General features: G+C 52.9%; 23 protein-coding genes and 1 pseudogene. 4 read left to right on the forward strand and 20 right to left on the reverse strand.

Annotated features, from left to right (window positions below):
• The 3 genes and pseudogenes from EYB30_RS00005 to wecB form a co-directional block, all read right to left on the reverse strand.
• Positions 1-134 (reverse strand): annotated as a pseudogene (locus EYB30_RS00005) (Vi polysaccharide biosynthesis UDP-N-acetylglucosamine C-6 dehydrogenase TviB); the annotation flags it as partial.
• Between the two features lie 59 nt (positions 135-193).
• Positions 194-1,198, reverse strand: a complete 1,005-nt coding sequence (locus EYB30_RS00010; RefSeq protein ID WP_166835660.1) for an SDR family oxidoreductase — start codon at positions 1,196-1,198, stop codon at positions 194-196.
• 33 nt (positions 1,199-1,231) lie between these two features.
• Positions 1,232-2,365 carry a non-hydrolyzing UDP-N-acetylglucosamine 2-epimerase gene (gene wecB / locus EYB30_RS00015; RefSeq protein WP_166835663.1) on the reverse strand — a complete coding sequence of 378 codons (1,134 nt, stop codon included), beginning with the start codon at positions 2,363-2,365 and terminating at the stop codon, positions 1,232-1,234.
• A gap of 101 nt (positions 2,366-2,466) precedes the next feature.
• On the opposite strand from wecB, the gene EYB30_RS00020 reads away from it, so the two are divergent.
• Together EYB30_RS00020 and EYB30_RS00025 are read left to right on the forward strand one after the other, a co-directional pair.
• Positions 2,467-2,769 (forward strand): DUF6170 family protein, encoded by a 303-nt coding sequence (locus tag EYB30_RS00020; RefSeq protein WP_166835667.1) that lies wholly within the window; start codon positions 2,467-2,469, stop codon positions 2,767-2,769.
• A 145-nt stretch (positions 2,770-2,914) separates the two neighbouring features.
• A complete protein-coding gene (locus tag EYB30_RS00025) occupies positions 2,915-4,471 on the forward strand; it encodes a peptide MFS transporter (protein ID WP_166835670.1) in 1,557 nt (518 codons plus the stop codon).
• A 262-nt stretch (positions 4,472-4,733) separates the two neighbouring features.
• Here the strand turns inward: EYB30_RS00025 and EYB30_RS00030 are convergent, their stop codons facing one another.
• Entirely contained in the window at positions 4,734-5,057 is a 324-nt protein-coding gene (locus tag EYB30_RS00030) for a DUF440 family protein (RefSeq protein WP_166835673.1), read from the reverse strand.
• A 297-nt stretch (positions 5,058-5,354) separates the two neighbouring features.
• On the opposite strand from EYB30_RS00030, the gene rlmA reads away from it, so the two are divergent.
• Entirely contained in the window at positions 5,355-6,149 is a 795-nt protein-coding gene (gene rlmA / locus EYB30_RS00035; protein ID WP_166835676.1) for a 23S rRNA (guanine(745)-N(1))-methyltransferase, read from the forward strand.
• A gap of 50 nt (positions 6,150-6,199) precedes the next feature.
• On the opposite strand, the gene EYB30_RS00040 is transcribed toward rlmA, so the two are convergent.
• The 6 genes from EYB30_RS00040 to EYB30_RS00065 all read right to left on the reverse strand — a co-directional run bounded on the left by EYB30_RS00040 (position 6,200) and on the right by EYB30_RS00065 (position 13,613).
• On the reverse strand, positions 6,200-7,636 hold the full coding sequence (locus EYB30_RS00040) for an alpha-amylase family glycosyl hydrolase (protein ID WP_206674534.1): 1,437 nt from the start codon (positions 7,634-7,636) through the stop codon (positions 6,200-6,202).
• Between the two features lie 92 nt (positions 7,637-7,728).
• The gene (locus tag EYB30_RS00045; protein WP_166835679.1) at positions 7,729-8,910 is read right to left on the reverse strand and encodes a serine hydrolase domain-containing protein; all 1,182 of its coding nucleotides are present in this window, start codon (positions 8,908-8,910) and stop codon (positions 7,729-7,731) included.
• A 19-nt stretch (positions 8,911-8,929) separates the two neighbouring features.
• A complete protein-coding gene (locus tag EYB30_RS00050) occupies positions 8,930-11,638 on the reverse strand; it encodes a S8 family serine peptidase (protein WP_166835682.1) in 2,709 nt (902 codons plus the stop codon).
• A 103-nt stretch (positions 11,639-11,741) separates the two neighbouring features.
• Complete coding sequence (locus tag EYB30_RS00055) at positions 11,742-12,371, reverse strand: hypothetical protein (protein ID WP_166835685.1); 630 nt, start codon at positions 12,369-12,371, stop codon at positions 11,742-11,744.
• Positions 12,358-12,936, reverse strand: coding sequence for an RNA polymerase sigma factor (locus EYB30_RS00060; protein WP_166835688.1), 579 nt, complete (start codon positions 12,934-12,936; stop codon positions 12,358-12,360). The genes EYB30_RS00055 and EYB30_RS00060 overlap by 14 nt, the downstream gene beginning before the upstream one ends.
• A gap of 35 nt (positions 12,937-12,971) precedes the next feature.
• Positions 12,972-13,613, reverse strand: a complete 642-nt coding sequence (locus EYB30_RS00065) for an energy transducer TonB (protein WP_166835691.1) — start codon at positions 13,611-13,613, stop codon at positions 12,972-12,974.
• Between the two features lie 194 nt (positions 13,614-13,807).
• Between EYB30_RS00065 and EYB30_RS00070 the strand changes: the two genes are divergently transcribed.
• On the forward strand, positions 13,808-15,352 hold the full coding sequence (locus EYB30_RS00070) for a methyl-accepting chemotaxis protein (RefSeq protein ID WP_166835694.1): 1,545 nt from the start codon (positions 13,808-13,810) through the stop codon (positions 15,350-15,352).
• A 7-nt stretch (positions 15,353-15,359) separates the two neighbouring features.
• On the opposite strand, the gene EYB30_RS00075 is transcribed toward EYB30_RS00070, so the two are convergent.
• Genes EYB30_RS00075 through ccmA form a run of 10 tightly spaced genes read right to left on the reverse strand, consistent with a single transcriptional unit; the run spans position 15,360 to position 23,133 of the window.
• Positions 15,360-16,145: an MlaA family lipoprotein gene (locus EYB30_RS00075; RefSeq protein WP_166835697.1), complete on the reverse strand. Its 786-nt coding sequence runs from the start codon at positions 16,143-16,145 to the stop codon at positions 15,360-15,362.
• Between the two features lies 1 nt (position 16,146).
• Complete coding sequence (gene ccmI / locus EYB30_RS00080; protein ID WP_166835700.1) at positions 16,147-17,343, reverse strand: c-type cytochrome biogenesis protein CcmI; 1,197 nt, start codon at positions 17,341-17,343, stop codon at positions 16,147-16,149.
• Positions 17,340-17,801: a cytochrome c-type biogenesis protein gene (locus EYB30_RS00085; RefSeq protein WP_166835703.1), complete on the reverse strand. Its 462-nt coding sequence runs from the start codon at positions 17,799-17,801 to the stop codon at positions 17,340-17,342. The genes ccmI and EYB30_RS00085 overlap by 4 nt, the downstream gene beginning before the upstream one ends.
• Entirely contained in the window at positions 17,798-18,370 is a 573-nt protein-coding gene (locus EYB30_RS00090; RefSeq protein ID WP_166835705.1) for a DsbE family thiol:disulfide interchange protein, read from the reverse strand. The genes EYB30_RS00085 and EYB30_RS00090 overlap by 4 nt, the downstream gene beginning before the upstream one ends.
• The gene (locus EYB30_RS00095; protein WP_166835707.1) at positions 18,363-20,321 is read right to left on the reverse strand and encodes a heme lyase CcmF/NrfE family subunit; all 1,959 of its coding nucleotides are present in this window, start codon (positions 20,319-20,321) and stop codon (positions 18,363-18,365) included. Before EYB30_RS00095 ends, EYB30_RS00090 begins: the two co-directional genes overlap by 8 nt.
• On the reverse strand, positions 20,321-20,836 hold the full coding sequence (gene ccmE / locus EYB30_RS00100) for a cytochrome c maturation protein CcmE (protein ID WP_166835709.1): 516 nt from the start codon (positions 20,834-20,836) through the stop codon (positions 20,321-20,323). The genes EYB30_RS00095 and ccmE overlap by 1 nt, the downstream gene beginning before the upstream one ends.
• Positions 20,836-21,036, reverse strand: coding sequence for a heme exporter protein CcmD (ccmD, locus tag EYB30_RS00105; protein ID WP_166835712.1), 201 nt, complete (start codon positions 21,034-21,036; stop codon positions 20,836-20,838). Before ccmD ends, ccmE begins: the two co-directional genes overlap by 1 nt.
• Complete coding sequence (locus EYB30_RS00110; RefSeq protein WP_166835714.1) at positions 21,037-21,774, reverse strand: heme ABC transporter permease; 738 nt, start codon at positions 21,772-21,774, stop codon at positions 21,037-21,039.
• A gap of 1 nt (position 21,775) precedes the next feature.
• Positions 21,776-22,441, reverse strand: a complete 666-nt coding sequence (gene ccmB / locus EYB30_RS00115; RefSeq protein ID WP_166835716.1) for a heme exporter protein CcmB — start codon at positions 22,439-22,441, stop codon at positions 21,776-21,778.
• A complete protein-coding gene (gene ccmA / locus EYB30_RS00120) occupies positions 22,435-23,133 on the reverse strand; it encodes a cytochrome c biogenesis heme-transporting ATPase CcmA (protein WP_166835718.1) in 699 nt (232 codons plus the stop codon). Before ccmA ends, ccmB begins: the two co-directional genes overlap by 7 nt.
• Positions 23,134-23,151: the final 18 nt, after the last annotated feature.

The raw sequence follows: 23,151 nt of genomic DNA on the forward strand, positions 1-23,151 counted from the left end.
TTTAGCTCTTTTATCCGCGCTTGGTTGATGTCAAACCCCAACGTCGGGTAATGCTTGCCAAACTCGACCGCCAGCGGCAGACCGACATAGCCCAGCCCGATAATGGCGATATGGCTGTCTGTGATATTTTTCATGCTATCAATCCTGTGTAAATCCGTTTACGTGCTTTAAGTTAATGCGTTTTGCCGGATGGCTATTGCTGCTGAATATACCACGGCATCGCCAGTTTCAGGCCATCGCGGATGCGATACTCCGGCGTATAACCGAGCATAGCGCTGGCTTTACTGATATCGGCCTGGGAGTGGCGCACGTCGCCGGCGCGAAAATCAGCGTACTGCGCCGTTTTTGTATACTGAACGCCATTGTCGGCCAGGCTTTGACGAATCGCCGCAAAAAGGTCATTTAACGTGGTGCGATCGCCCACGGCGACGTTAAACACTTCGCTTTGGCTGATACCAGCCAGCGCCGCACGAATATTGGCCTGTACCGCATTGGCGACGAAGCAAAAATCGCGGCTGGTTTCGCCGTCGCCATTGATAGTAACGTCCTGGTTAGCGATCATCGCGGCGGTCCATTTCGGGATCACTGCGGCATAGGCGCCATTGGGGTCTTGCCGTGGGCCGAACACATTAAAGTAGCGCAGGCCAACAGAGTGAAAACCATAGCTGCGCGAGAAGACGTCGGCATACAGCTCGTTAACGTATTTGGTAATAGCATAAGGCGATAATGGCTTGCCTATCACCGCTTCTACCTTAGGCAGCGCCGGATGATCGCCATAGGTAGAGCTGGACGCGGCATAAACAAAGCGTTTAACGCCGGCATCACGCGCCGCCAGCAGCATATTTAAAAAGCCACTGATATTGGTGTCGTTAGTGGTGATAGGGTCGTTTATTGAGCGCGGCACCGAGCCCAGCGCCGCCTGATGCAATACATAGTCAACGCCGGCGCAGGCTTGCTGGCAAACACTAAGGCTGCGGATATCGCCGTTAATAAATTTAAAATTAGCCCACTGCGCCGGGCTGACCAGCTGTTGTACTTCGTCCAGATTACGCTGATGACCAGTGGCAAAGTTGTCCAGCCCCACCACCTTCTGATTGGCTTTTAGCAAGGCCTCTATCAGGTTAGAGCCAATAAAACCGGCACAACCGGTTACCAGCCAGGTATAGGTCCCCGTCGCTAACTGCTTGGTAATATCCATATTTTTATCTCCGTGTGGGGTCTTGGTATGGTGTCAGAGTGCTCTGACCCCATTTTTAATGGCGTCGATTATACGCTGACAAGCCTTGCCATCACCATAGGGGTTATGGGCAAAACTCATGCTGTCATAATAGGCGCTATCGGTAAGTAAGCGGCTGGCCTCACTGACTATTTTCGCCTTATCAGTGCCCACCAGCTTAACAGTACCGGCAGCAACGGCTTCCGGGCGCTCTGTGGTATCGCGCATTACCAGCACGGGTTTGCCCAGCGACGGGGCTTCTTCCTGAATACCGCCAGAGTCGGTCAGCACCAGGGTGGCGCGGCTCATCAGATAGACAAAAGGCAGATAATCCAGCGGTGCGATTAAATGGACATTCGGCGCATCTGATAACAGTCGATAAACGGGCTCGCGTACATTCGGGTTTAAATGCACCGGATAAACAATATCGCAATGGGGGAAGTCGTTGGCCAACTGTTTTAACGCGGCACAGATATTGTCAAAGCCTGCACCGAAACTTTCGCGGCGGTGGCCGGTAACCAATATAAGCTGTCTGTCTTGCTGGCCATAAGGAAACTGTGCCGCAAAACTGGCCTGTAGGGCGCTATCCTGGTCTATTTTTGCCACCACCTGCAGTAAAGCATCAATGACCGTATTACCGGTTACCACGATGTGCTCAGGGTTAACCTGTTCATTTAACAAATTTTGCTCTGAGGTAGCCGTTGGCGCAAAGTGAAAACGGGTAATGGCACCGGTTAATTTGCGGTTAGCCTCTTCTGGCCAGGGGCTGTAAATATTGCCGGTGCGTAAGCCGGCTTCAACATGGCCGACGGCAATTTTTTCATAGTAACAGGCCAGCGCCGTTGCAAAGGTGGTGCTGGTATCACCATGCACCAACACCACGTCGGGTTTAAAGTCGCGTAGTACCGGTTTAATATTCAGCAGTATGCTGGTGGTCACATCATACAAGTCCTGGCCGGCTTTCATGATAGCCAGGTCATATTCAGGCTTAATATCAAACAGTTGCAGCACCTGATCTAACATTTCCCTATGCTGACCGGTAACACAGACGCGGCTGTCGATATCAGTTTGCTGTGTTAATAAATTGACCAGCGGTGCCATTTTTATGGCTTCAGGGCGGGTACCGAACACACTGAGAACTTTAATCATCACAGATCCTTATGTGGTTAATGACGTAAAGCTTACCAAAAGCCCTTTTAAAGCGATAGGCACAACCGCTAAACTAGCGCGCCGACGACGAGGACTCAAGTATGTTATATCTAAACAGCCAGAACATTCCCGAGCTTGCCGGGTTAACCTTTGCCCAGCGCATGGCGGTGATCCGCAAAGCTGCCGATAATTTACCGGTGCCAACCAAAATTACGTTGAATATTATTAAATTACTGGTGCTGGTGCCGCTATTTTTATTGATTGCCCGTGCCGATGGCTGGGCCATAGCCGGCTATGCCTTGTTGCTGGTGGTCGTGTATCCGCTTATTACCCGCCCTGTTACCTTTGCGCTGTGCCGCAAAGACTTTGCCCGTCTGCGCGCTCAGCTTTACCCTGAGTCTTAAGCAAAACCGGCGCTAACGCCGCTAATATCAGTCTTTTTATCCGATCCAAACCGTGCCGGTGATGACAACGGCACTTAACATCTGCATAATCGGCGCAGCTTCGGCATAAAAAGAAGCAGATAATTCTAATAAAACTGGGGACTCCATGACTGATTCAAGCACTGCGACGCTGGCACCGGCCAGTCAGCCGCAATTTCTCGGCCACCCGGTCGGGCTTTATGTGTGCTTTCTCACCGAGATGTGGGAACGCTTTTCGTTTTACGGCATGAAATACCTGTTGTTGCTGTATTTAACAAAGTATCACTTATTCAGCGATGCCGGCGGCCTGGATGTGCTGGGTAGCTATGCCGGTTTGGTGTATGCGATGCCGGTGATTGGCGGCATGCTGGCCGACCGTTATCTGGGGATGCGTAAAGCTGTCACCTTTGGTGCCATTTTGTTGTGTCTGGGCCATTTAGGCTTGGCCTATGAAGGCTTTCAGGCCTACATAGAAAACGGCGTGGTGGTGCAGGACAGTGGCGCTATACAGGTGTTTTACTTTTCACTGGCGCTGATCATTATGGGCGTCGGTTTTTTAAAGCCGAATATCTCTACCATAGTGGGCCAGCTGTACGGTAAAGAAGATGCGCGGCGCGACTCAGGCTTTACCATCTTTTATATGGGCATTAACCTGGGCTCTTTTATTGCCACTATTACGGTAACTTATCTGGGTGAAACCTACGGCTGGGGTTATGGCTTCGGTCTAGCCGGTATTGGTATGGTGCTGGGCTTAATCGTGTTTTTAGCCGGCCAAAAATACTTGTTTGGCTATGCAGAGCCGGCCAACCCGGCGCTGCTAAAAGAAAAAGTGTTCGCCGGCATTAATAAAGAGTGGTTAATTTACCTGGCCACCCTGCCTGCGCTGTTTGTGGTGTGGCAGCTGGTACAATACAACCCTGTGGTACACAACACCCTGTTGGGTATGTCGGTTGTTGTATTAATTGGCGTGATCTGGTTTATGGTAACCCAGTGCAACAAGGTAGAGCGCGACCGCATGTTAGTGCTTATCGTATTAACCTTCTCTACCGTAGTGTTTTGGGCGTTGTTTGAACAAAGCGCCTCGTCGATGACCTTATATGCTGACCGGGTGTTAGACCGCAACGTGTTTGGTTATGACGCTACCGCCGGCCAGTTTGGCTCGCTTAACGCTTTCTTTATTATTACGCTGGCACCGTTTTTCGCCATGCTGTGGATTTTTCTGGCGAAAAAGGGCTTAGAGCCCAGTACACCGGTGAAATTTGCTTTGGGCATTATTCAGGCAGGTTTGGGCTTTGGCGCGCTGGTATATGGCGCACAGCACCCGAATGACGCCGGTTTAGTGGCGGCCTGGTGGTTAATTCTGGCGTATATGCTGCATACGATGGGTGAACTTTGTTTGTCGCCGGTGGGTTTATCAGCGGTAACTAAGCTGGCAGTGCATAAAGTGGTTGGCGTAATGATGGGTGCCTGGTTTTTGGCTACCGCTTACTCCGAACTGCTGGCCACCCAGTTGGCCAAGCTGGCGGCCATTGATACCCACGCCGGTGAAGTGGCTGACGTAAGCCAGGCGTTAAATGCTTACACTGAGTTATTCAGCTTTTTGATGTACTTTGGTGTGGGTGTGGGCGTGTTTATGTTGCTGATTAGCCCCTGGCTGAGAAAGCGGATGCACGGCGTGCATTAAGCGCAAAATGTTACTGTAGGGGCGTATTGTTACGCCCCTTTTTTATGGCGGATGGTTTATAAACCAGCGGGCGCAGTATTGGGAATAATATCGGGCGCAATATCGGGCGCAATAATGCGCCCCTACAGGGTTGGTGCTCAGGGCGCAATGATGCGCCCCTACTGTTGGTTTATTGTCGGGCGCAATAATGCGCCCCTACAGGGTTGGTGCTCAGGGCGCAATAATGCGCCCCTACAGCTTAGCTTCGCCATTGTTAGTTTATTTAGTGGCTTCGCCACTGGGCATGGCACAGTGATTCGTGTTTTTCGCGGCTAAGTAAGATGCGGGCCAGCACCCTGTCAGCTTCACCGTTTTCACCGCTTAAGCCTATTTGTGCTTCAAAGTGCAGCTCGGGTTCAAGCTCCTGCATCATGATCTCTACCCAGTCTTCGCCCGGCGGTGTTAAGTCGACATAGCCGCGGCTTTCATAATGTTGCTGATATAACGCATAATCTTCAGCGGACAGGTTTTCGCTGGCCAGTTCTTCAAATATATCAAAGGCGTGGTCGCACAGTTCGTCCAGTGTCCATAATTCTAAATCTTGCATTGCTGCTCCGGTTTAATACTTAAAAATGTTGCCCAGAATTTGGCCTCTAACTCTTCTGTACTGGCCGGTTAACGTACATCTAAACCGCAGGCCTTGCGTTACAACGCTGCTGTGCTCGCCGAAGCAACTCGCTCGCACAAGGCTCGCTCAGACACTCTTCGCCTGTGCGCAGCAGGTTCTAACCGGCCTGCTACCTGAGCTGCACCGTCGGTTTGTCGCCCGCCAGTATAGCAAGGCTTTGGCTAAAACACTGCTGTGCTGCTACACTAACCGCCTTTTTTCCAGCCAGACGTTGCTATGTACCTGTGCCCGCTTTGCCAGCAGCCGCTGCTGCTGACCGACAACTACTACCAGTGTGCTAACCGCCACAGCTTTGATCTTGCCCGCGAGGGCTATGTTAACTTATTACCGGTGCAGCAAAAGAACTCGAAAGACCCCGGCGATAATAAAGATATGATGCAAGCCAGGCGCAGCTTTTTACAGGCCGGCTGGTATGCGCCACTGGCCAAGGCGGTAACCACTATGCTGGCACCACTGCCAGCGCACAGCATACTGGATTTGGGCTGCGGCGAAGGTTACTACACAGCCTTTATCAAACAAGCACGGCCACAGTCGCAACTGTATGGCGTGGATATTTCGAAAAGCGCCATTAAATTTGCTGCCAAAGCCAACCGCGATATTCAGTTTAGTGTTGCCAGCGCGTATCAGCTGCCGTTTGCCGATAACAGCTTGGACGCCATAGTGCGTATTTATGCCCCGTCGAAAGCCAGCGAACTGCAGCGGCTGGTGAAAACCGGCGGTTATTTGTTGACCGTCACCCCAGGCCCACAGCACTTAGTGCAAATTAAGCAAGCGGTATACGACAGCGTACGCTTGCATGATGATGCGGTTGCACAGATCGACGGCTTTGCGCATAGCAAGCGGCAGCGGTTGCAATTTACACTGCACTTTAACCGCAGCGAAGATGTGCTGGCACTGGTGCAGATGGTGCCGCTGGCATGGAAATTCAGCGCTGAGCAAAAGCAGCAGTTTGCCGAAGGCCTGCCGGCCATCAGCGTCGATTTTTTACTGGATATATATCAGCGCAACTGAAGCTGAGGTAGGGGCGCACTAATGCGCCCCGGATGCCGAGTGTTGAGCGTTTAATTTTTAATGTAAATACGGTAAGACCAGGGCGCCAGCATCAGCTTAGTGTCAGCGCTAAACTCAGCGTTATCGCCAGTTAAATATTCACGATACTGGCCATGATGTAAATGCGCTTTAAAGTTAACGCTCTGCTCGCTGTCGCTAAAGTTAAACACCGCAAAAACTTTATCCTTGTCGTTTTGCCGGACAAAACTCAGCACCTGCGCAGCCTGGCTGTTATGCACCGGGATCATCCTTGCGCCCCAATCAGCATTCCACAGCGCGGTGTTGGCTTTTTTCAGCGCAAACAGCTTTTGGTACAAGGCGCCGTTTTCATGCTGGATAAAGTTACCCTTGTCGTCATGCCAGATAATAGGGTCGCGTTCAAAAAACGCCAGTCGCCGGTTGTTACCCACTTCCTGACCGTTATAGATCATCGGCATGCCCTCACCGACGACCGATAACGCTATCACCGCTGGTAGCGCATCGCCAAACATCTCAAACTCAGTGCCTTCCCAGGCGTTTTGGTCGTGGTTGCTCACCCCCAGCATGCGCATAATATTCTGCGGGTAGTATTTTTCATTCCAGGAGTAATAGACGTACAGCTTGTTAACGTCAGCATGGCCCTGCGCTATGGCATGCACGGCCTGATGCCAGGTCCAGCCGTAGGTCATATCAAAGGCCCGGGCGTGAAAATCGCGGCCTTCAAATTCGGCCAGCATAAAGACGGGCTTAATAGCATCCAGCTCCTTACGGGCGTTGTTCCAAAAATCCAGTGGTACAAAGCCGGCAACATCGGCACGAAAACCATCGAAACCAACCTCTTTTACCCAATACTTCATCGCCTCTGTCATATACTTGCGCAGGCCCGGTTGGTTGTAGTCCAGCTCGATAATATCGCTCCAATCCCACCAGGGCGTGGGGCGAAAATCCCCTTTCCAATCGCGGATATACCATTCGGGATGTTCACTCACCAGTTTATTGTCCCAGGCACTGTGGTTGGCGACCCAGTCAAGGATCACGTACATGCCCTGCTCATGGGCGGCACGGATAAAGGCTTTAATGTCGTCCAGGCTGCCAAACTCGGGGTTAACACCATAGTAGTCTTTTATTGAATAGGGGCTGCCGAGGCGGCCTTTACGGTTTAACTCTCCTATTGGCTGAATTGGCATCAGCCAGAGAATGTCCACCCCCAACGCCTTTAGCCGCGGTAACTGCTGTTGTGCGCTGGCAAAGGTGCCTTCGGGCGTAAACTGCCTGGTGTTAATCTGATAAATAACCGCGTTTTTGCTCCACTGCGGGTGCGCCACCTGCACGTAAGGCGTGGCCTGGTATGGGTCACTGTGCGCAGCTGTCGTGCTAAGTGGCTGGCTGCATGCCGTCAGCATGCTCAGGCTGGCCAGCAGCCAGGCCAGGCGGTGCCAGAGATCAGTAAAACCGGCTTGATAATACATCTTGTTGTCCCCCGTCTTGTCAAAGCAGTTATAATCTTTATCGTTTAAGATTAATACGCCCTGTACAGAAAAGACTCAAGTTGAATACGTATTCAGTCGGCAGTGGTTGTGTTGTCTAAACGCTGCTGATGGATAGCTGACAGCATGCCCGACCAGAAATAGGTGCCCAGTTCGTTAATCAGATTAGACTCGGCGTTCATCAGCATCACCAGCCCCAGCTGATGCTCACGCGAGTAAGCAATCTCAGCGCGGTAGCCCTTGACCCAGCCACCATGGTACATCAGGGTGTCCTGGCCAAACTGGTATACGCGCCAGCCCAGTGCATAGTGGGCATCCGTTAAATAACGCCGCCACTCTTTACGGCGTAAATCGCGCCGGGTTTTAATGCGCTTGTCGGTGAGACTTTGCAGTAAAGTGTCAGAAAACACCTGCGGGTTGTGGCCCAGTTGGGCGATCAGCCAATAGCCTAAATCGATGGCACTGGCATTAACCCCTGCTGCCGGAGCAAACCGGTAATAGCTTTCTGCCACTTTGGTGCTGTGCCATTTTCCGCGCGCTCGCACATGCGGCATAGCGCGGTTTTCTGTGCTAAAAAACCCATCCAGCCCCACAGAAGCGGTAGGTAACTGTAAGGGGGTAAAAATACGTTCCTGCAGCAACTGGGCATAGTTTTTACCGGTGGCCTGCTGCATGACCGGCTCAATTAAACTAAACAGCACATTCTGATAGCCATAGCACTGGCCGGGTGGGCAAAGCGGGTCAATTTTGCCAAACTGCGGCAAAATCCGCTGCAGCGGCACATTGGCTTCAATTAAATTATCATAGGCGTTAGGCATAACACCGGTACTTTGCGACAACAGATGTTTTAGCTTCAGTTGCTGGTTATATTTTTTGCTTTTAAATGAGAACCCGGGCAGATAGTCCACCAGCTTATCGTCCCAGCTAAAGTGGCCTTCGGCTTCGAGCAACCCCGCCAGACCAGCGGCAAAGGTTTTTGACACTGACGCAATGCGAAACACGGTATAGGGATCGACGGCGGTGTTGCTGCCACGCTGGCGCACACCAAAGCCAGCAGTAGCAATAATTTTATTGCCCTGCACTATGGCGTAAGTCGCGCCCGGAATATCGTGTTCGGCCAGTTTAGCTGCATAGTACTGATCAAAATCAGCCACCAGCGGTGCCAATACCTCTGTCGGTAAGGGGCTGCTATCAGCAGTGGCCCATGGCGAAACTGCCAGAAAACAGCCTGCAACTGCAGAAAAAAACGCTTTCACCCTGCCTGTTTATCCTTTGTTATGCTGTACCACAACGGCAAAGCCGGCCGGCATTGTAGGCAGTCAGCGCGCCGTTGCCAAGCCTTAAGGCGAATAACACCACCAGCAATACCAACGCTAAAACGGCCATACTGCCGCCCGAAGTCCCGCCGCTACTGCTGCCGCTGCCAGCTGTAGCGCGCACCGTAATGCTGACCTCGGCGCTACTTTGGCTAATGCCGTCGTCAGCAGTAAAGCGAAACCGCAGCTGGGTATCATTACTGACAACGGGGGCGGTAAAACGGCTGGTTAAAGCCTCTGGCTCACTTAAGCTGACCGCCGGGCCAGACAGTTGCTGCCATTGGTAAGACAACACATTAAATTCTGCATCGGTTGCACTGGCGCTTAGCTGCACAGTGGTGCCGCTGCTAACGGTTTGCGCACTGCCCGCCGACACCTGAGGCGCGGTATTGGCGCAATCGGTGTTTATTTCCAGCACCTCAAGCTGGGCCAGCCAGCTGCCAAAGCCGGCGTTAGCCGGGGCGCATACATCGGTGCCGGCAAAACTAAACGACTGCAGCTGGCTTAGCTCAATTAAACTTTGCGGCAAGGTGCCGGAAAAATCGTTATTCTCCAGCCATAATATTTGCAACTGGCTAAGCTGGCCCAGTGTCGAGGGCACAGCGCCACTGAGAAAGTTATTCTCGACAAACAGCTCACGCAACTGGGGTAAATTGCCCAATCCGGATGGCAGCGCGCCGCTAAAACGGTTAAAGGATAAATCCAGCGCGACAAGCTCGGTTAAATTGGCTAATGCTGGCGGAATGGCGCCATCAAAGGCATTGTTCCATAACTGCAAACGTTGCAGTTTAGTCAGTTGCAGCAGCGCAGGCGGAAAACTGCCCTGCAGCGCATTAAAGCTAAGATCCAGCTCGGTCAGCTCACTTAACTGATTCAGGCTGTCCGGTAACTGCCCGACCAGGCCATTGTCATCCAATACCAGCGAGGTTACCCGGCCAGCACTGCAACTGACGCCGTGCCAGTTACAGGGCGTGGCCGTTTGCAGCCAGTTTTGCTGATTTAGCCAGTCCTGCCCCTGAGTGTCATAGTACAGTTGCACCAGGGCCGCACATTCTGCCTGGGGAATTTCGCTCACATTATTCAGCATGCAAAAATCATCGTTGCGCAGCTGCACCTGTACCTGGCCATCAGGAAAATTAAGCACGGTATTGTTGCCGTCAAAGGTCCAGCTGCCGCTGTGCAGACCATCATCAGCAAAACGGTCAAATTGCTGGCCGGCATCATTCAGCGCCAGTGGCTGGGCGTCATCGCCCTGGGTGACGCTGGTGGCGATGCTGTTGCCGTCGCAATCCAGGCTCAGCACCTGGAGTTCCAGCGCGGTATTAGCCGCCAGAAATACCTGGTTGCTTAACGGTTTGACACGCCGTTGCAGCTGCGCATTAACGCAGTTAAGCGCGCCACTTTGGTTATCACCACTGGCCAGCAGCAGCCGGCCGGTGCTGGTTTGCTGCGCCAGCGTATCGTCACTGGCCTGCACGCCGGACACCAGCAGCCTGGCCCGCAATTGCGCCGCGTTAAGTGAGGGTTCGGCTGCTTTTAACAAGCCCGCTACCGCGCTTACCATCGGCGCCGACATAGAGGTGCCGGAGGCCTGGCTATAGGCATCGGCTAAATCGGTGGCATAAATGGCCACGCCGGGGGCGGATAAGTCGACCCAGTGGCGGCCATAATTGGCAAAACCGGCCTTAGCGCCGCTTTGCTGATGTGCGCTGACGCTAATAATATTGGGTAAATCAAAGGCCGCCGGATAAAATGCGGCCTGGGTATTATCATTACCGGCGCTGGCGATAAACAGTATGCCTGCCTGATGGTGCGCCGCGATAGCGTTATACAGTGCCTGTGAATACGACGGACTGCCCCAGGAGTTGTTACTGGCAACGATGTTTACGCCGTGGTTTTGTTTTAAATCCAGCAGATAATCCAGACAGGCGATGGCATCACTGATAAAGCCATCACCATTGACGTCCATAAAGCGGCAGGGTAACAATTTGACCTGCCAGTTGATGCCGGCTACGCCGAGGTTGTTGTTACCACGGGCACCGATAATACCGGCGACAAGGGTGCCGTGACCATCTTCGTCCATAGGGTCGACGTTGTCATCGGCCGGGTTAATACCGTAAATATCGTCAATATAGCCGTTGTTGTCGTTGTCGATACCATCACCGGTAATCTCGGCCGGATTTTGCCAGATATTGGCCGCCAGATCCTGATGCAGATAATCTATACCAGTATCAATTACGGCTATCACCACCTGCTCATCGCCGGTGGTGCTGTCCCAGGCGGCCACAGCATTAATGCCGTTATCGGCGTTTAAGTGCCATTGCTGATTAAACAAGGGATCATTGCTGGTTTGGGTTTTACGTACTTTATGGTCAAGCTCTACCGCTTTAACGCCCGGCATTTGCCGGTACTGCGCCAGTGCTTGCGGCACTGGTGTGTCTGAGGGCACGCTTGCCACGGCCAGTTGTGGCAGATGAGCAAAAGTACGCAGCTCACGGGCCTGGCCATGTGAAGCGTCGGCCGCACGCACTGCGCTCAGGCTGTCAGCACTGGCACCTTGCTCTAACGTAATAATAAGCCGCACCGGAGCGCTGGCTGCGGACACGGAGCAACTGGCCGCAGCGACCAGGGCTAACATGATCTGTCTTAGCATGGTCTGTTTTAGCATGGTACGGCTCCTGACATCGCACTGAGTAGAGTTAATACTACGACACGAACCGTAAAAAGGTGCAACGCTTTTTTAGCCCGCCGCGCGCTAGCCTGACACCAATTTACCCCTGGCTGCAGTGTAGCGGCGCCGCTGCGGGTTTGATTGCGATAAGTAAGCCAGCGGCGTCACTGGTAAATTCTACCCACTGCGCAAACTGCGGTGTAATATCCGCCGATAAGTCAATTTGACGAAGCAACTGTTTATCAATTGTCAGCAGTAGCTCGTCACATACCTTTATTTGCCAATGATCCTGCTGTTGCTGCAACAGACCAGTTTGCGCATAAAAGGCCCTACTCTGCTCACCGGATAGCCGGTATTGCTGCTGCGCCTGTGCCAGGGCGTTGCTTTGCCGCTGTGGCCGGATATTGCTGGCCACATGATGTTGCACCTGACGATACGCTTCATCCTGGCTATAGCTTATCTGATAATACAAAGGGCTGTGCGGCTGCACCGGCTGCAACAGATAGCCCAGCAATAGCAGTAAAGCACAGCATAACGCCAGCTGGGTGTTACGCCACAGCCCTTGCCAACCATTGCGGCACAACCAACCGGCCTTATGCCTTTGCCTGGCCTGATTTTGCCGGGCCTGTTTGAGCAGCGCATTTTTTACCTGCGCCGGCAGCACATGCCTGGCCTTATCGTGTTGATATTGCTGTTGTAGTTGTTGTTCAAATTGATCAGGCCTGTTCATTGGATGCTCCGTTCAACTGTTGCAACATCTGCTTTGCATATCGTAGCCGGCTTTTAACGGTTTCCTCTCCCTGCGCCGTTATCTGGCTGATTTGCGCCAGCGTAAAACCCTCCAGTTGCAGCATAAGCGCTTCACGCTGCAAAAAGGGTAAGGCATTTAACTGTGCTGCCCAGCGCTGCTGTTGTTGCTGTACGTTAAGCTGTTGCAGCGGGCAGGTTGTTGTATCAACCAGCGGCGCGGTGATGTCTTCGGCCAGCCAGCGGCTACGCCGGCGTAATTCATCAATCAGACAATGACGGGCCACGGTAAACAACCAGGTTTTAAAACTGCTGTTACCGCCAAAACCGTCTGGCTGCTCGAGTAATTTTAGCCAGCATTGCTGGCTGATATCTTCAGCCAGCTGACGATCAGACTGACGTAGCAGGTAGTAATACAACGCATCGCCGTGTAAGGTAATCAGCTGCTGCAAAAACGCGGTGTCTGCGCTATCACGATACAAGGCATACAACTGCTCACTACTGTAGTCTTTGCTGCCAAAGCCACTGATAAAAAAGGATAATGCCATATTACGACTCCTTGCGCTTACCCTGTGATCTCAGCCTAGTCTGTTTGTAAACTAAAATCGAGCTGAACCTGCATATTGGGCTGACTGACCGCGACGCCGTCAACAATTTTTGCCTGATACTTCCAGCGGCGTAATGCCCGTATTGCCTCACGATCAAACACTCTGGCCGGTTCAGCCGCGATTACGCTGACGTCGGTAACGGCGCCATTGGCAGCGATAGTAAACGCCAGCTTTACCCAGCCACTGATGCCATCACGGGCCGCGTCGGTCGGATACCGCGGTTCTACCCTGACCAGCGGTGTGGCACCACGATCAGCCGCGGTCCAGCCGTTGTCCGGTCCACCATGCTGTGGTAGCTGCACCGGGGCTATACTGACCGGCCCCGGGCTGATATTCGGCGTGCTATCAACCGGTGGCAACGGCTTGGGTAACGGCTGCTGTTGTGCCGGTGGCATTGGTGGCGGCGTCTGGCGTACTATAATTTCAGAGTCTTCTGCTACCTCGTATAGCTGAACCGGCTCAGCCTGAACCGGTTCAGGCCGCGCTGCTGTGTTGCTTTTTATCAGTTGCTGCATGGCGGCAAATAATAAAATGGTGATCACAGCAGCGGATAGCATAGCGCTGGTTATTTTTACCGGTTCTGACCGAATAACATTGGCACTGCTCAGTGTTGACATAAAGGCTCCTTAATCACATGGGGGCGTTATTTAGTGATTAGACGAACCAGCGGTGCAAACGGGGTTAAATTTTTTGCCTGTTGTGCAAAGTAGACTTTAGTCGGCTACCACCGATAAACAATTGACAGCGCACAACAAACTACTAACACTGCATACTTATCAATTGTTGTGTTTTGCTGTTTTGCGGGGCTTTTATGTTTAACCACAACACCAAACCTGCGTTATTTGTCTTGCTGTTTACCCTGACGCAAACGGCATTGTTTATGTTAACCGGCGCGGCAATATGGCCGCTGCTGGCGGCACCGGTATTGCTGCTTGGCTACCTGTACTGGCCCACACCACAGCAGGCTGATGACAGCGCTGAACAAGCTGAACAACTGGCCAATACGGCCGATAACATTACCCAGGCGACGTCAAAAATGGCCATCGGCGCGGCCGAAGTGTCGTTTTATATTGATAGCCTGATTAACGATATTCAGCACAGCAGAGACGACAGTGAAAACATTGCCGATGTTAGCAACTCGCTGGCCAGCACCAGCAGCCAGCTGACAGCGTCGATACAAGCTATCGCCACCACCTTGCAACAGACAGCCAGCGCCTCGGTTAACGCTGATAGCCAGTTACACAGCGCTGTGCAGAGTATTAACACCCTGGTGCAGGCTGTCAGCCAGGCCGCCGATGATTTACAACAACTGCGCAGCAGCAGCGATAATATTCAGCGCATTACTGAGGTGATCAACACGGTGGCCGAGCAGACGAATCTGCTGGCATTAAATGCCGCAATAGAAGCGGCCCGGGCCGGGGAGCAAGGGCGCGGCTTTGCCGTTGTTGCTGACGAAGTGCGCTCACTGGCCGGAAAAACGGCAGCCGCCACTCAGGATATTGCCGCCATGCTCAGCGACATCCGCCAGCAAAGCCAACACACAGCAGCGCAAATGCAGCAACTGCAAGGCAGCGGCAGCGCGGTACAGCATGAGTTAACCCAGGTGGCCGATGGCTTTGCCGGCATTAATCGGCAAATTGCCGATACGTCTGGCAGCCTGGAGCAGATTGAGCAGGCCAGCAGTGAGCTAAACCACACCAGCATAGCGCTGGCGCAATCGGTTGACAGTATTAGCCAGACACTGGCCAATATCAGCGCTAAAGGTGGCTCGGTTGCCGAACAGGCGATTGGCTTGTCAGAGGAAACCGAGAGCATTTACCGTGAGCTCAATAGCCTGAGCAACCACAGTTTTTACAGTGATATCCTGCGCGACGCACAGCAGGCCGCGGCAGATATTGGCAACCTGTTCAGCCAGGCGCTGGCACAGGGCAAACTCAGTCAGGAGGCGTTATTCAGCGACAAATATCAGCCGATTGCCGGCACTAAACCAACTAAATACCATACCGGCTTTGACAGCTTTACCGATCAACAGCTGCCAGCTATTCAGGAGCCCATTTTAGCCAGACATAAGCAGGTGCAATATGCCATTACCGTTGACCGTAAAGGCTATGCACCAACGCACAACACTAAGTTTAACCAGCCGCTAAGCGGCAATTACGACAAAGACTTAGTACAAAACCGCAGTAAACGCATCTTTAGTGATCGCACCGGCAGCCGCTGCGGCAGCCATACCCAAAGCATGCTGCTGCAAACCTATAAGCGGGATACCGGAGAGATTTTGCATGATTTATCAGTGCCGATCTATGTTAACGGCCGGCACTGGGGAGGCTTTCGCATTGGCTTTAAACGGGCTTAACTGAGTGTTACTCTAAATCGTCGAGTAAGTCATCAAACACGTCTTCGTCAATTTCCGGCTCTTCTGGCTGTGGTGGATTACCATCGTAGATTTTAAACTGTTGGCGCTGAAAGTAAGACTCTTTAATAAAGGCGTAAGGGTCAAGCGATTCTTCCAGTAAATTCTCCATCGACATCAACTGTTCACGGCTATCCAGCGCCCCAACTAACGCCCGGGTTATTGATAGCGGGGTGTTTAGCAAGCCAAGTGGAAAATACAGGTTATCCACCACCCCGCCGGCAGTACCGCGCACTGTGGTGGGCCCCAGCGCCGGCAGCATTAAAAAGGCACCGTCGCCTACGCCCCACACCGCCATGGTCTGGCTAAAGTCTTCGTTTTGTTCCTGTAAACCTATGGCACTGGCCACGTCAAATAAACCAAACAGGCCCAGCGTACTGTTAACTAAAAAGCGACCGGCACTAATAGCCGCTCGGTCTGGCTTGGCCTGTAGGGCTCCGTTAACAAAACTGGCCGGCTCATTCAGGTTGTTGGCTACATTCACCAGGCCTTTGCGCGCCGGTTTGGGCACAACAGCCATATAGCCCACTGTCGCCGGACGCAACAGGTATTTATCCAGAATGTCGTAGTTAAAGTCCCATAATGGCCGGTTAATGGTTTCCAGCGGATCGCGGCTGTCGCTATAGTCAGCCTGCTGCTGCACTGCCGCCTGTTCAGTGGCAGGTTTAGACGCGCACGCGCCCAGCAGTAAAACACTACTCAGCGCGGCTAGCCTGAGCATAAGAGTAAAAGCCATATCAGGGTTCCAACGTTAAAGAAATCGAAATTGAGGTTGCGGTTAAATCCAGCAGGCCAGATTCGGTCTGGATATCACCCGGGCGCTGCTCTACCGTGCCCGATAACGACATACGCGCTACCACCTGCACCTGATCAGTGCTGGCCAGCGTCCAGTTAGGTTGCATTGCCATTTGCTCGGTAAGCAACAAGTGTACCTTCCCTTCTGGCAGCGGAATACGCTGCACCGCTAATGGTAGGCCAGTACCTTCACTGGCGCGGGCGAATAAAAATAAGCTGGCATCCGGATTAGCCTGTTTTAGCCTGGGGTCGACATATAAAGTGACACTAATTTGCCGGCCCGGGCTTTTAATTTCTGCGCCCATCTCGGCTAAGCGTTGCTGTACAGCGCCATAACGCGGATCGTCCTGCGGCAATTGCAGTAACAGCAGTTGCCAGGCACTGGTCGCCTCGGCCATATCGCCCTTTTCATAGGCAATCAGCGCCATCAATGATAATGCATCACTGTTGTTACTATCACGGCTTAATACCTGCGCAACCGCCCGTCCGGCACGGGCCAGGCTGTTATCGTCCGCTAACAGAATTAACGCCTGGGCATAACTTAACAGCAGCGGCACCCGCTCTGGTGAAAGCTTTAGTGCACGTTCAAAAGCGTCTACGGCTTGCTCTGCCGCACCTTGTGACAAACGGATGCGGCCAAGCAGCATCCAGGCTACAGCGTCGTCACCTTCGTTCGCCAGCCGGCTACGTAGCCCCAGCGCAAAAAGTTCTGTTTCATGATCTGACAACGGCTCGCCCTGCCCCAGCAGCGCGCGCTCGCCATACTGCTGCAATTGCTGCTGTGCCAGTTGCCAGTCGGCCAATTGCCGGTAATGGCCGGTACTGGCATAAATGGCTGCAACACACAACACCACCAGCAGCAACAGGGCTACCGGTAAGCGCCAACTGCTGCCAGCGCTTGTGGTATCGGCCGTTTGCTGTTGCGCCAGAAACTGCGCTTTTAGCTCTTGCGCTGCACTGGTAAAGTCCTGCTCCGCCAGCTCGCCGCTATCTCGTGCCAGCGCCAGCAACTGTAAGCGCTCTTCAAATAACTGTGCCGGCGTTTGTTTCGCCTGCGCCGGTGCGCGGCGAGGCCAGAACAGACATAAGGCGGTGAAAAACAGCATAGCGATAGCAGCATACAACAGCGGCCAGATCATGGTTTTTTACTCCGGTAACGTTCAATCAACTGGTCCAGCTCGGTATTAAGATTGGCCGGGTTAGTATTGTCGCGCTCTGCGCTGTGCCGTGTGCGCCGGTAGATACCGGTCGCCGCCAGGCCCAGCAGTAATAACACTGGCGCCAGCCATAACCACAGGGTGTAGCGGTTTAGCGGCGGCTGATAATGCACAAAGTCACCATAACGCTGCACCATATAGTCCAGCACTTGTTGCCGGTCTTTACCTTCACGGATCAACTGATAGGTTTTTTGCCGCATATCTACCGCAACAATGGCGTTAGAGTCAGCAATATTCTGGTTTTGACACTGCGGGCAGCGCAGCTCTTCGGTTAATTGATTAAACAACTGCCGCTGCTGCTCGTTGTCAAACGGCAATATATCCTGTGCCATCAGACTAATGCTGGCGCACAGCAAGCCGCATAACAGTAGTGCTCTCATGGCTGGCTCCATTGCTGATACAAGGGCGCCAGCTTAGTGCGCCATACCTGAGGGTTAATGTCGCCAATATGGTGCGCCCGCACTATGCCGTTGGCATCAACAATAAAGGTTTCCGGCGCACCGCTAACGCCCAGATCCAGCGACAGGCTGCGCTCAAGGTCAAGCATATTAAACTGATAAGGGTTGCCTTGCTGCTGCAGTTTTAATGCTACGTCCTGTTGCAGCACAGCCAGGTCAAAGGGAGCGTCAAAGGCCGGATCACGTGGCAGTTCGTAGTACAGACCGACAATGTTAACCCCCTGCTGACGCAGCTCGGTTAAATAACCCAGCTCAGCGTTACAGGTAGGACACCAGACACCCCAGACATTTAATAAAAAGGTTTCGCCGGTTAATGCCTCTGGCGTCCAGATTTTGTCTGGCTGCATTAAGTCAGCCAGCGCAAAGTTTGGTAAGGGCTTATCGATAATGGCCGAGGCGCGCTCACGTGGATCTGAGAATAAGCCACTGAGTAAAAACAACGCCAGCGCTAAAAACAGCGCCAGCGGCGCATAAAAAATTATCTTACGCATTGGCTTGATTATACCCCGTTAGTTTACGCCGGTAGCGTTTATCACACAGTGCCAGTAAGGCGCCTAACGCCATTAACAAGCCGCCGAGCCAAATCCAGCGCACAAAGGGTTTTACCTGTATCCGCATGGCCCAGGCATTACCCGGCAGCTCTTCACCTAATGATACATATAAGTCGCGGCTTAATCGTGCATGCACTGCCGATTCGGTCATAATGGTTTTTTGGATACGGTAAAAACGCTTTTCCGCGTGCAGATGCGTCACATAGTTGCCCGCCTTTGACACATCCAGCTCAGCCGCCTGACCACCATAGTTCGGGCCATTCAGCTCGTATACGTCTTGCAGGGTAAATTCATAGCCCGCTACCACCGCCGTATCACCTTCCTGCATCCGCACATCGCGCTCGACCGTATAGGTTTTGGTCATTGCCACGCCAATTACTAGTACCGCAAAACCGATATGTGCCAGCGTCATGCCGTAATGGCTGGCGTTAAGTTTGCTGATACCGTTTGTCACCGAGCCAAATTGCTTCAGCCGCAACATCACCTCGGCCAGCGCCGAAACACCCACCCAAGCACCCAGCAGCAAGCCCAGCAATGCCAGATTAGCCTGCACACTTTGCATTAGCGCCAGTGTGCCCAGTGCCAGCATTAACGCAGCTATCAACACCATCGCCATTGGCTTAATCAGTGGCATCAGTTGCTGCTGTTTCCAGCGCACCCAGGGGCCCAAGCCCAGCATTAAGGCAAACGGAATAGTAAGATAGTAAAACATCTGGTTAAAAAACGGCTCACCGATAGAGATAGAGCCCAGCCCCAGTTCTTTATGAAACAACGGAAACAGGGTGCCGAGAAACACAATTAAACAGGCGGTGAGTAAAAAGATATTATTGCCCCACAGCAACATCTCACGAGAGAACAACTGATAGCGGGCCTGAGAGCGCACCGAGTTCATCCGGCTGCCGTAGAGTAATAACGAACCGCCGACGACCAGCAGCAAAAACACCAGCAAATACATACCGCGGCCAGGGTCAGTGGCAAAAGAATGCACTGACACCAGTACACCGGAGCGGACCAAAAAGGCGCCAACCAAACTTAACGCAAACGCCGCCAGTGCCAGCAGCACCGTCCAGCTTTTAAAGGTGCCGCGTTTTTCAGTTACGGCCAGGCTGTGAATTAATGCCGTACCGGCCAGCCAGGGCATAAAAGAGGCATTTTCAACCGGGTCCCAGAACCACCAACCGCCCCAACCCAGCTCGTTGTAAGCCCACCAGCTGCCCAGCATAATGCCCAGGGTTAAGAACAACCAGGCGGCTAAGGCCCAGGGCCGTACCCAACGCGCCCAAACGCTGTCAAAGCGGCCGCCCATCAGGGCTGCCAGCGCAAAAGCGAAGGCCACCGCAAAACCGACATAGCCCATGTATAACAATGGCGGGTGTAAAATCATCCCAAAATCCTGCAACAGCGGATTAAGGTCGCGCCCTTCTACCGGGAAAAACGGCAGGCTACGCGCAAACGGATTAGACATGAACAGCGAAAAGGCGATAAAGCCAACGCAAATTAGCCCCAGAATGCCAAGAATACGGCCTTGCAACAGCAGCGGCAGTGCTTTGGAATACTGCGCCACCAGTGCTGTCCAGCCGGCCAGCATCAGTACCCATAACAACATAGAGCCTTCGTGCGAGCCAAAGCTGGCCGTGATCTGATAATACCAGGGTAAGCTGGAGCTGGAATTTTGCGCTACGTTTATTACGGTAAAGTCGTTAGTGCGAAAGGCGTAAATCAGCGCCAGCATGGCCAGCAAACAAAAGATAAATTGCCCCAACGCCAGTGGCTTGGCCAGCAGCAGCATACGCTGGTTGGCGACAAAGCTGCCATATAACGGCACCAGGGCTAATAACAGCGCCAGCGCAAAAGCAAAGGTAAGCGCCAGCTGACCGGCTTCAGCGATCATTAGTAACGTCCTTCTGTGCTGTTATCAGAACTGTTCTGACGACTGACATCGCCTTGTTGCGACGGCGGTACATGGCGGATGCCTTTTAACGCTTCTGCCACTTCAGGCGGCATATATTCCTCGTCGTGTTTAGCCAGTACTTCGGTGGCGGCAATGGTAGTGGCATCAATCAGAGTGCCCTGCGCCACTATGCCCTGGCCTTCACGGAACAGGTCCGGCAAGATGCCCTCGTATGTCACTGTTACCAGCGGGCCGGTATCCACCAGATCGAAGCTGACTTTCAATGAGTCCGGGTCACGCTTTACTGAGCCCTCAACCACCATACCGCCAATACGCAGACGCTGACCGACAACCGGCTTGATTTTATCTTTACCCAGCCCCTCGACCAGCTGGCTTGGCGTGTAAAATAAGTCAATATTCTGCTGCAACGCATATAACATGCTGCCTACAGCCGCCGTTAGCAGGCCAATGACCAGTAACACTGCGACTAACCGTTTCTGACGTCTGGGTTGCATTACTCTGTTTGCTCCTGATACTGCTTAATACGTTGCTCACGCGCCAGCTTTTGCGCCAATTGCCGTTTAAACTGGCGTTGCTGGTAATGGCTGTAACCGATAAGGGCCACTAACAAGGCGTAGGTAATGCCAAAGGACAACCAGACAAAGAGGCCGTAACCGCCCATGGCCCAAAAATCACTCCACGACTGAAAATGCATTTATTCTTCTCCCGCCATTGCTTTAACCCAGGGCCGGTGCTGCTCGTTCAGTAAAATGGCCGTGCGCAGGCGCAGGCACAACAATGCCAGCATCAGCACTTTAAATGCCAGTATGCTGATCAACAGAGGCCACAACATACTCGGATCTATCGACGGCTTGGCAAACTTGGTTATAGACGCGCCCTGATGCAAAGTGTTCCACCATTCCACCGAAAAATGAATAATCGGCAGATTGATCACGCCAACAACCGCCAATAACGAGGCCGCCTTGGCACCGGTTTGCCGGTCAGAAAAAGCGCCGCTCAGCGCGATAACACCCAGATACAAAAACAATAAAATCAGCTCGGAGGTAAGCCTGGCATCCCATACCCACCAGGTGCCCCACATTGGCTTACCCCAGGCCATACCGGTAATTAACGCTATGGCTGTGTATACGGCGCCGATAGGAGCTATAGCCAATACAGACCACTGCGCCACTTTTACCTGCCACACCAGCGCAATAAAAGCGGCAATGGCCATGGCGGAATAACTGCCCATCGACATAATGGCCGAGGGCACATGAATATGAATAATACGGTAGCTGTCGCCCTGCTGATAATCCGGTGGCGTAAAGGCTAGCCCCCAAATATTACCCAACAGCAACAGCAATAAGGCCAGGGCCATCAACCACGGATACCAGCGACCACACAGGTGATAAACGGTTTCAGGCTTAGCGTAAGGATGCAACCATTTAAACATATCAGCTCACATTCAGTTTTAAGGCACTGAGCACCGCCAGCGGAACCAGTGCCAGAGCAAATAACAACATCGCCAGCATAATTGCCAGCTGACCATGATACGGCAGCGCCATGCTGGCGGCCTCCATTGCCGCACTGGCAAAAATCAGCAGCGGAATATACAGCGGCAGAATCAGCAGTGCCAGTAAAATGCCACCTTTATCGGCAGATACCGTAAGGGCAGCGCCCATTACGCTAAGCAAGCTCAGCAGAGGCGTACCCAATAACAGCGTCAGTAACATAGCAATAAAGGCTGGCGTCTGCAGATTCAGCAGCAACGCCACCAGTGGCGATAACAATACCAGCGGCAAGCCGGTACTTAACCAGTTGGTGACCAGTTTGGCCAGCACAAAACTGAGCAAAGGCTGGCGCGCCGCGACCAACTGCTCAATCACGCCGTTGCGAAAGTCGTCTTTAAATAAGCGCTCTGCCGCCAGCAACACGCTAAGCAGGGCCGCTATCCAGACAATGCCGGGGGCCATCAGTTGCAGCATATTCGGTTCAGGCCCGACACCGAGCGGGAACAAGCACAAAACAATAATGAAAAACAGCACCGGGTTAAGCCAGTCAGCTTTTTGCCGCGCCAGTAATCGCAGCTCGCGGCGAATAAAAACCCCTAAAGTTACCATCGGTAAGCCAGCTCCAGTGTGTTCAACTTGTCATACTTAAGGCTCAGGCTCTGGTGGGTGGTCAGCACTATGGCGCCGCCTTGCTGCAAATGCTGCAAAAAATGTTGTTGCAGCATGGCGATAGCGCCCTGATCCAACGCCGTAAAGGGCTCATCGAGGATCCACAGTTGCCGGCTGGCAAACCACAGCCGCGCCAGCGACACCCGCCGCTGTTGGCCGGCCGATAACATGCGACAAGGAATATCCTCCAGTCCGGCCAGGCCTAAACGGGCCAGCAAAGCTAAATCATCTGCTGGCGCCTGCTGCGCCGCGGCACGCCAGAAGCTGAGATTCTCCAGCGCCGTTAATTGCTCATGAATCCCGCTCTGATGGCCGATATAACATAGATTGGCGGCATAGTCGGCAGCAACGGCGGTGACATCTTGCCTGCAGTATTGCACCCTGCCCTCGTCCGGTTGGGCCAGGCCGGCCAGCAGCCGTAACAAGGAGCTTTTACCGGCGCCGTTTTTACCGGCGACCTGTAATAGCTCACCGGCATTGACGCTGACAGCCAATTGTTCAAACAATACCCGATCCTGACGGATACAAGCCAGGCCGCAGGCGGTCAATAACGGTTGACCGGGCAAAACAGGAAATGCTGTTGGTTTAATCACTAAGCTCTGGCTATCGACGACAGTAAAAATTGGGCGCATATTACCATATTGACGACA

This window comes from Rheinheimera pleomorphica (assembly GCF_011634895.1).
GTDB lineage: Bacteria > Pseudomonadota > Gammaproteobacteria > Enterobacterales > Alteromonadaceae > Alishewanella > Alishewanella pleomorphica.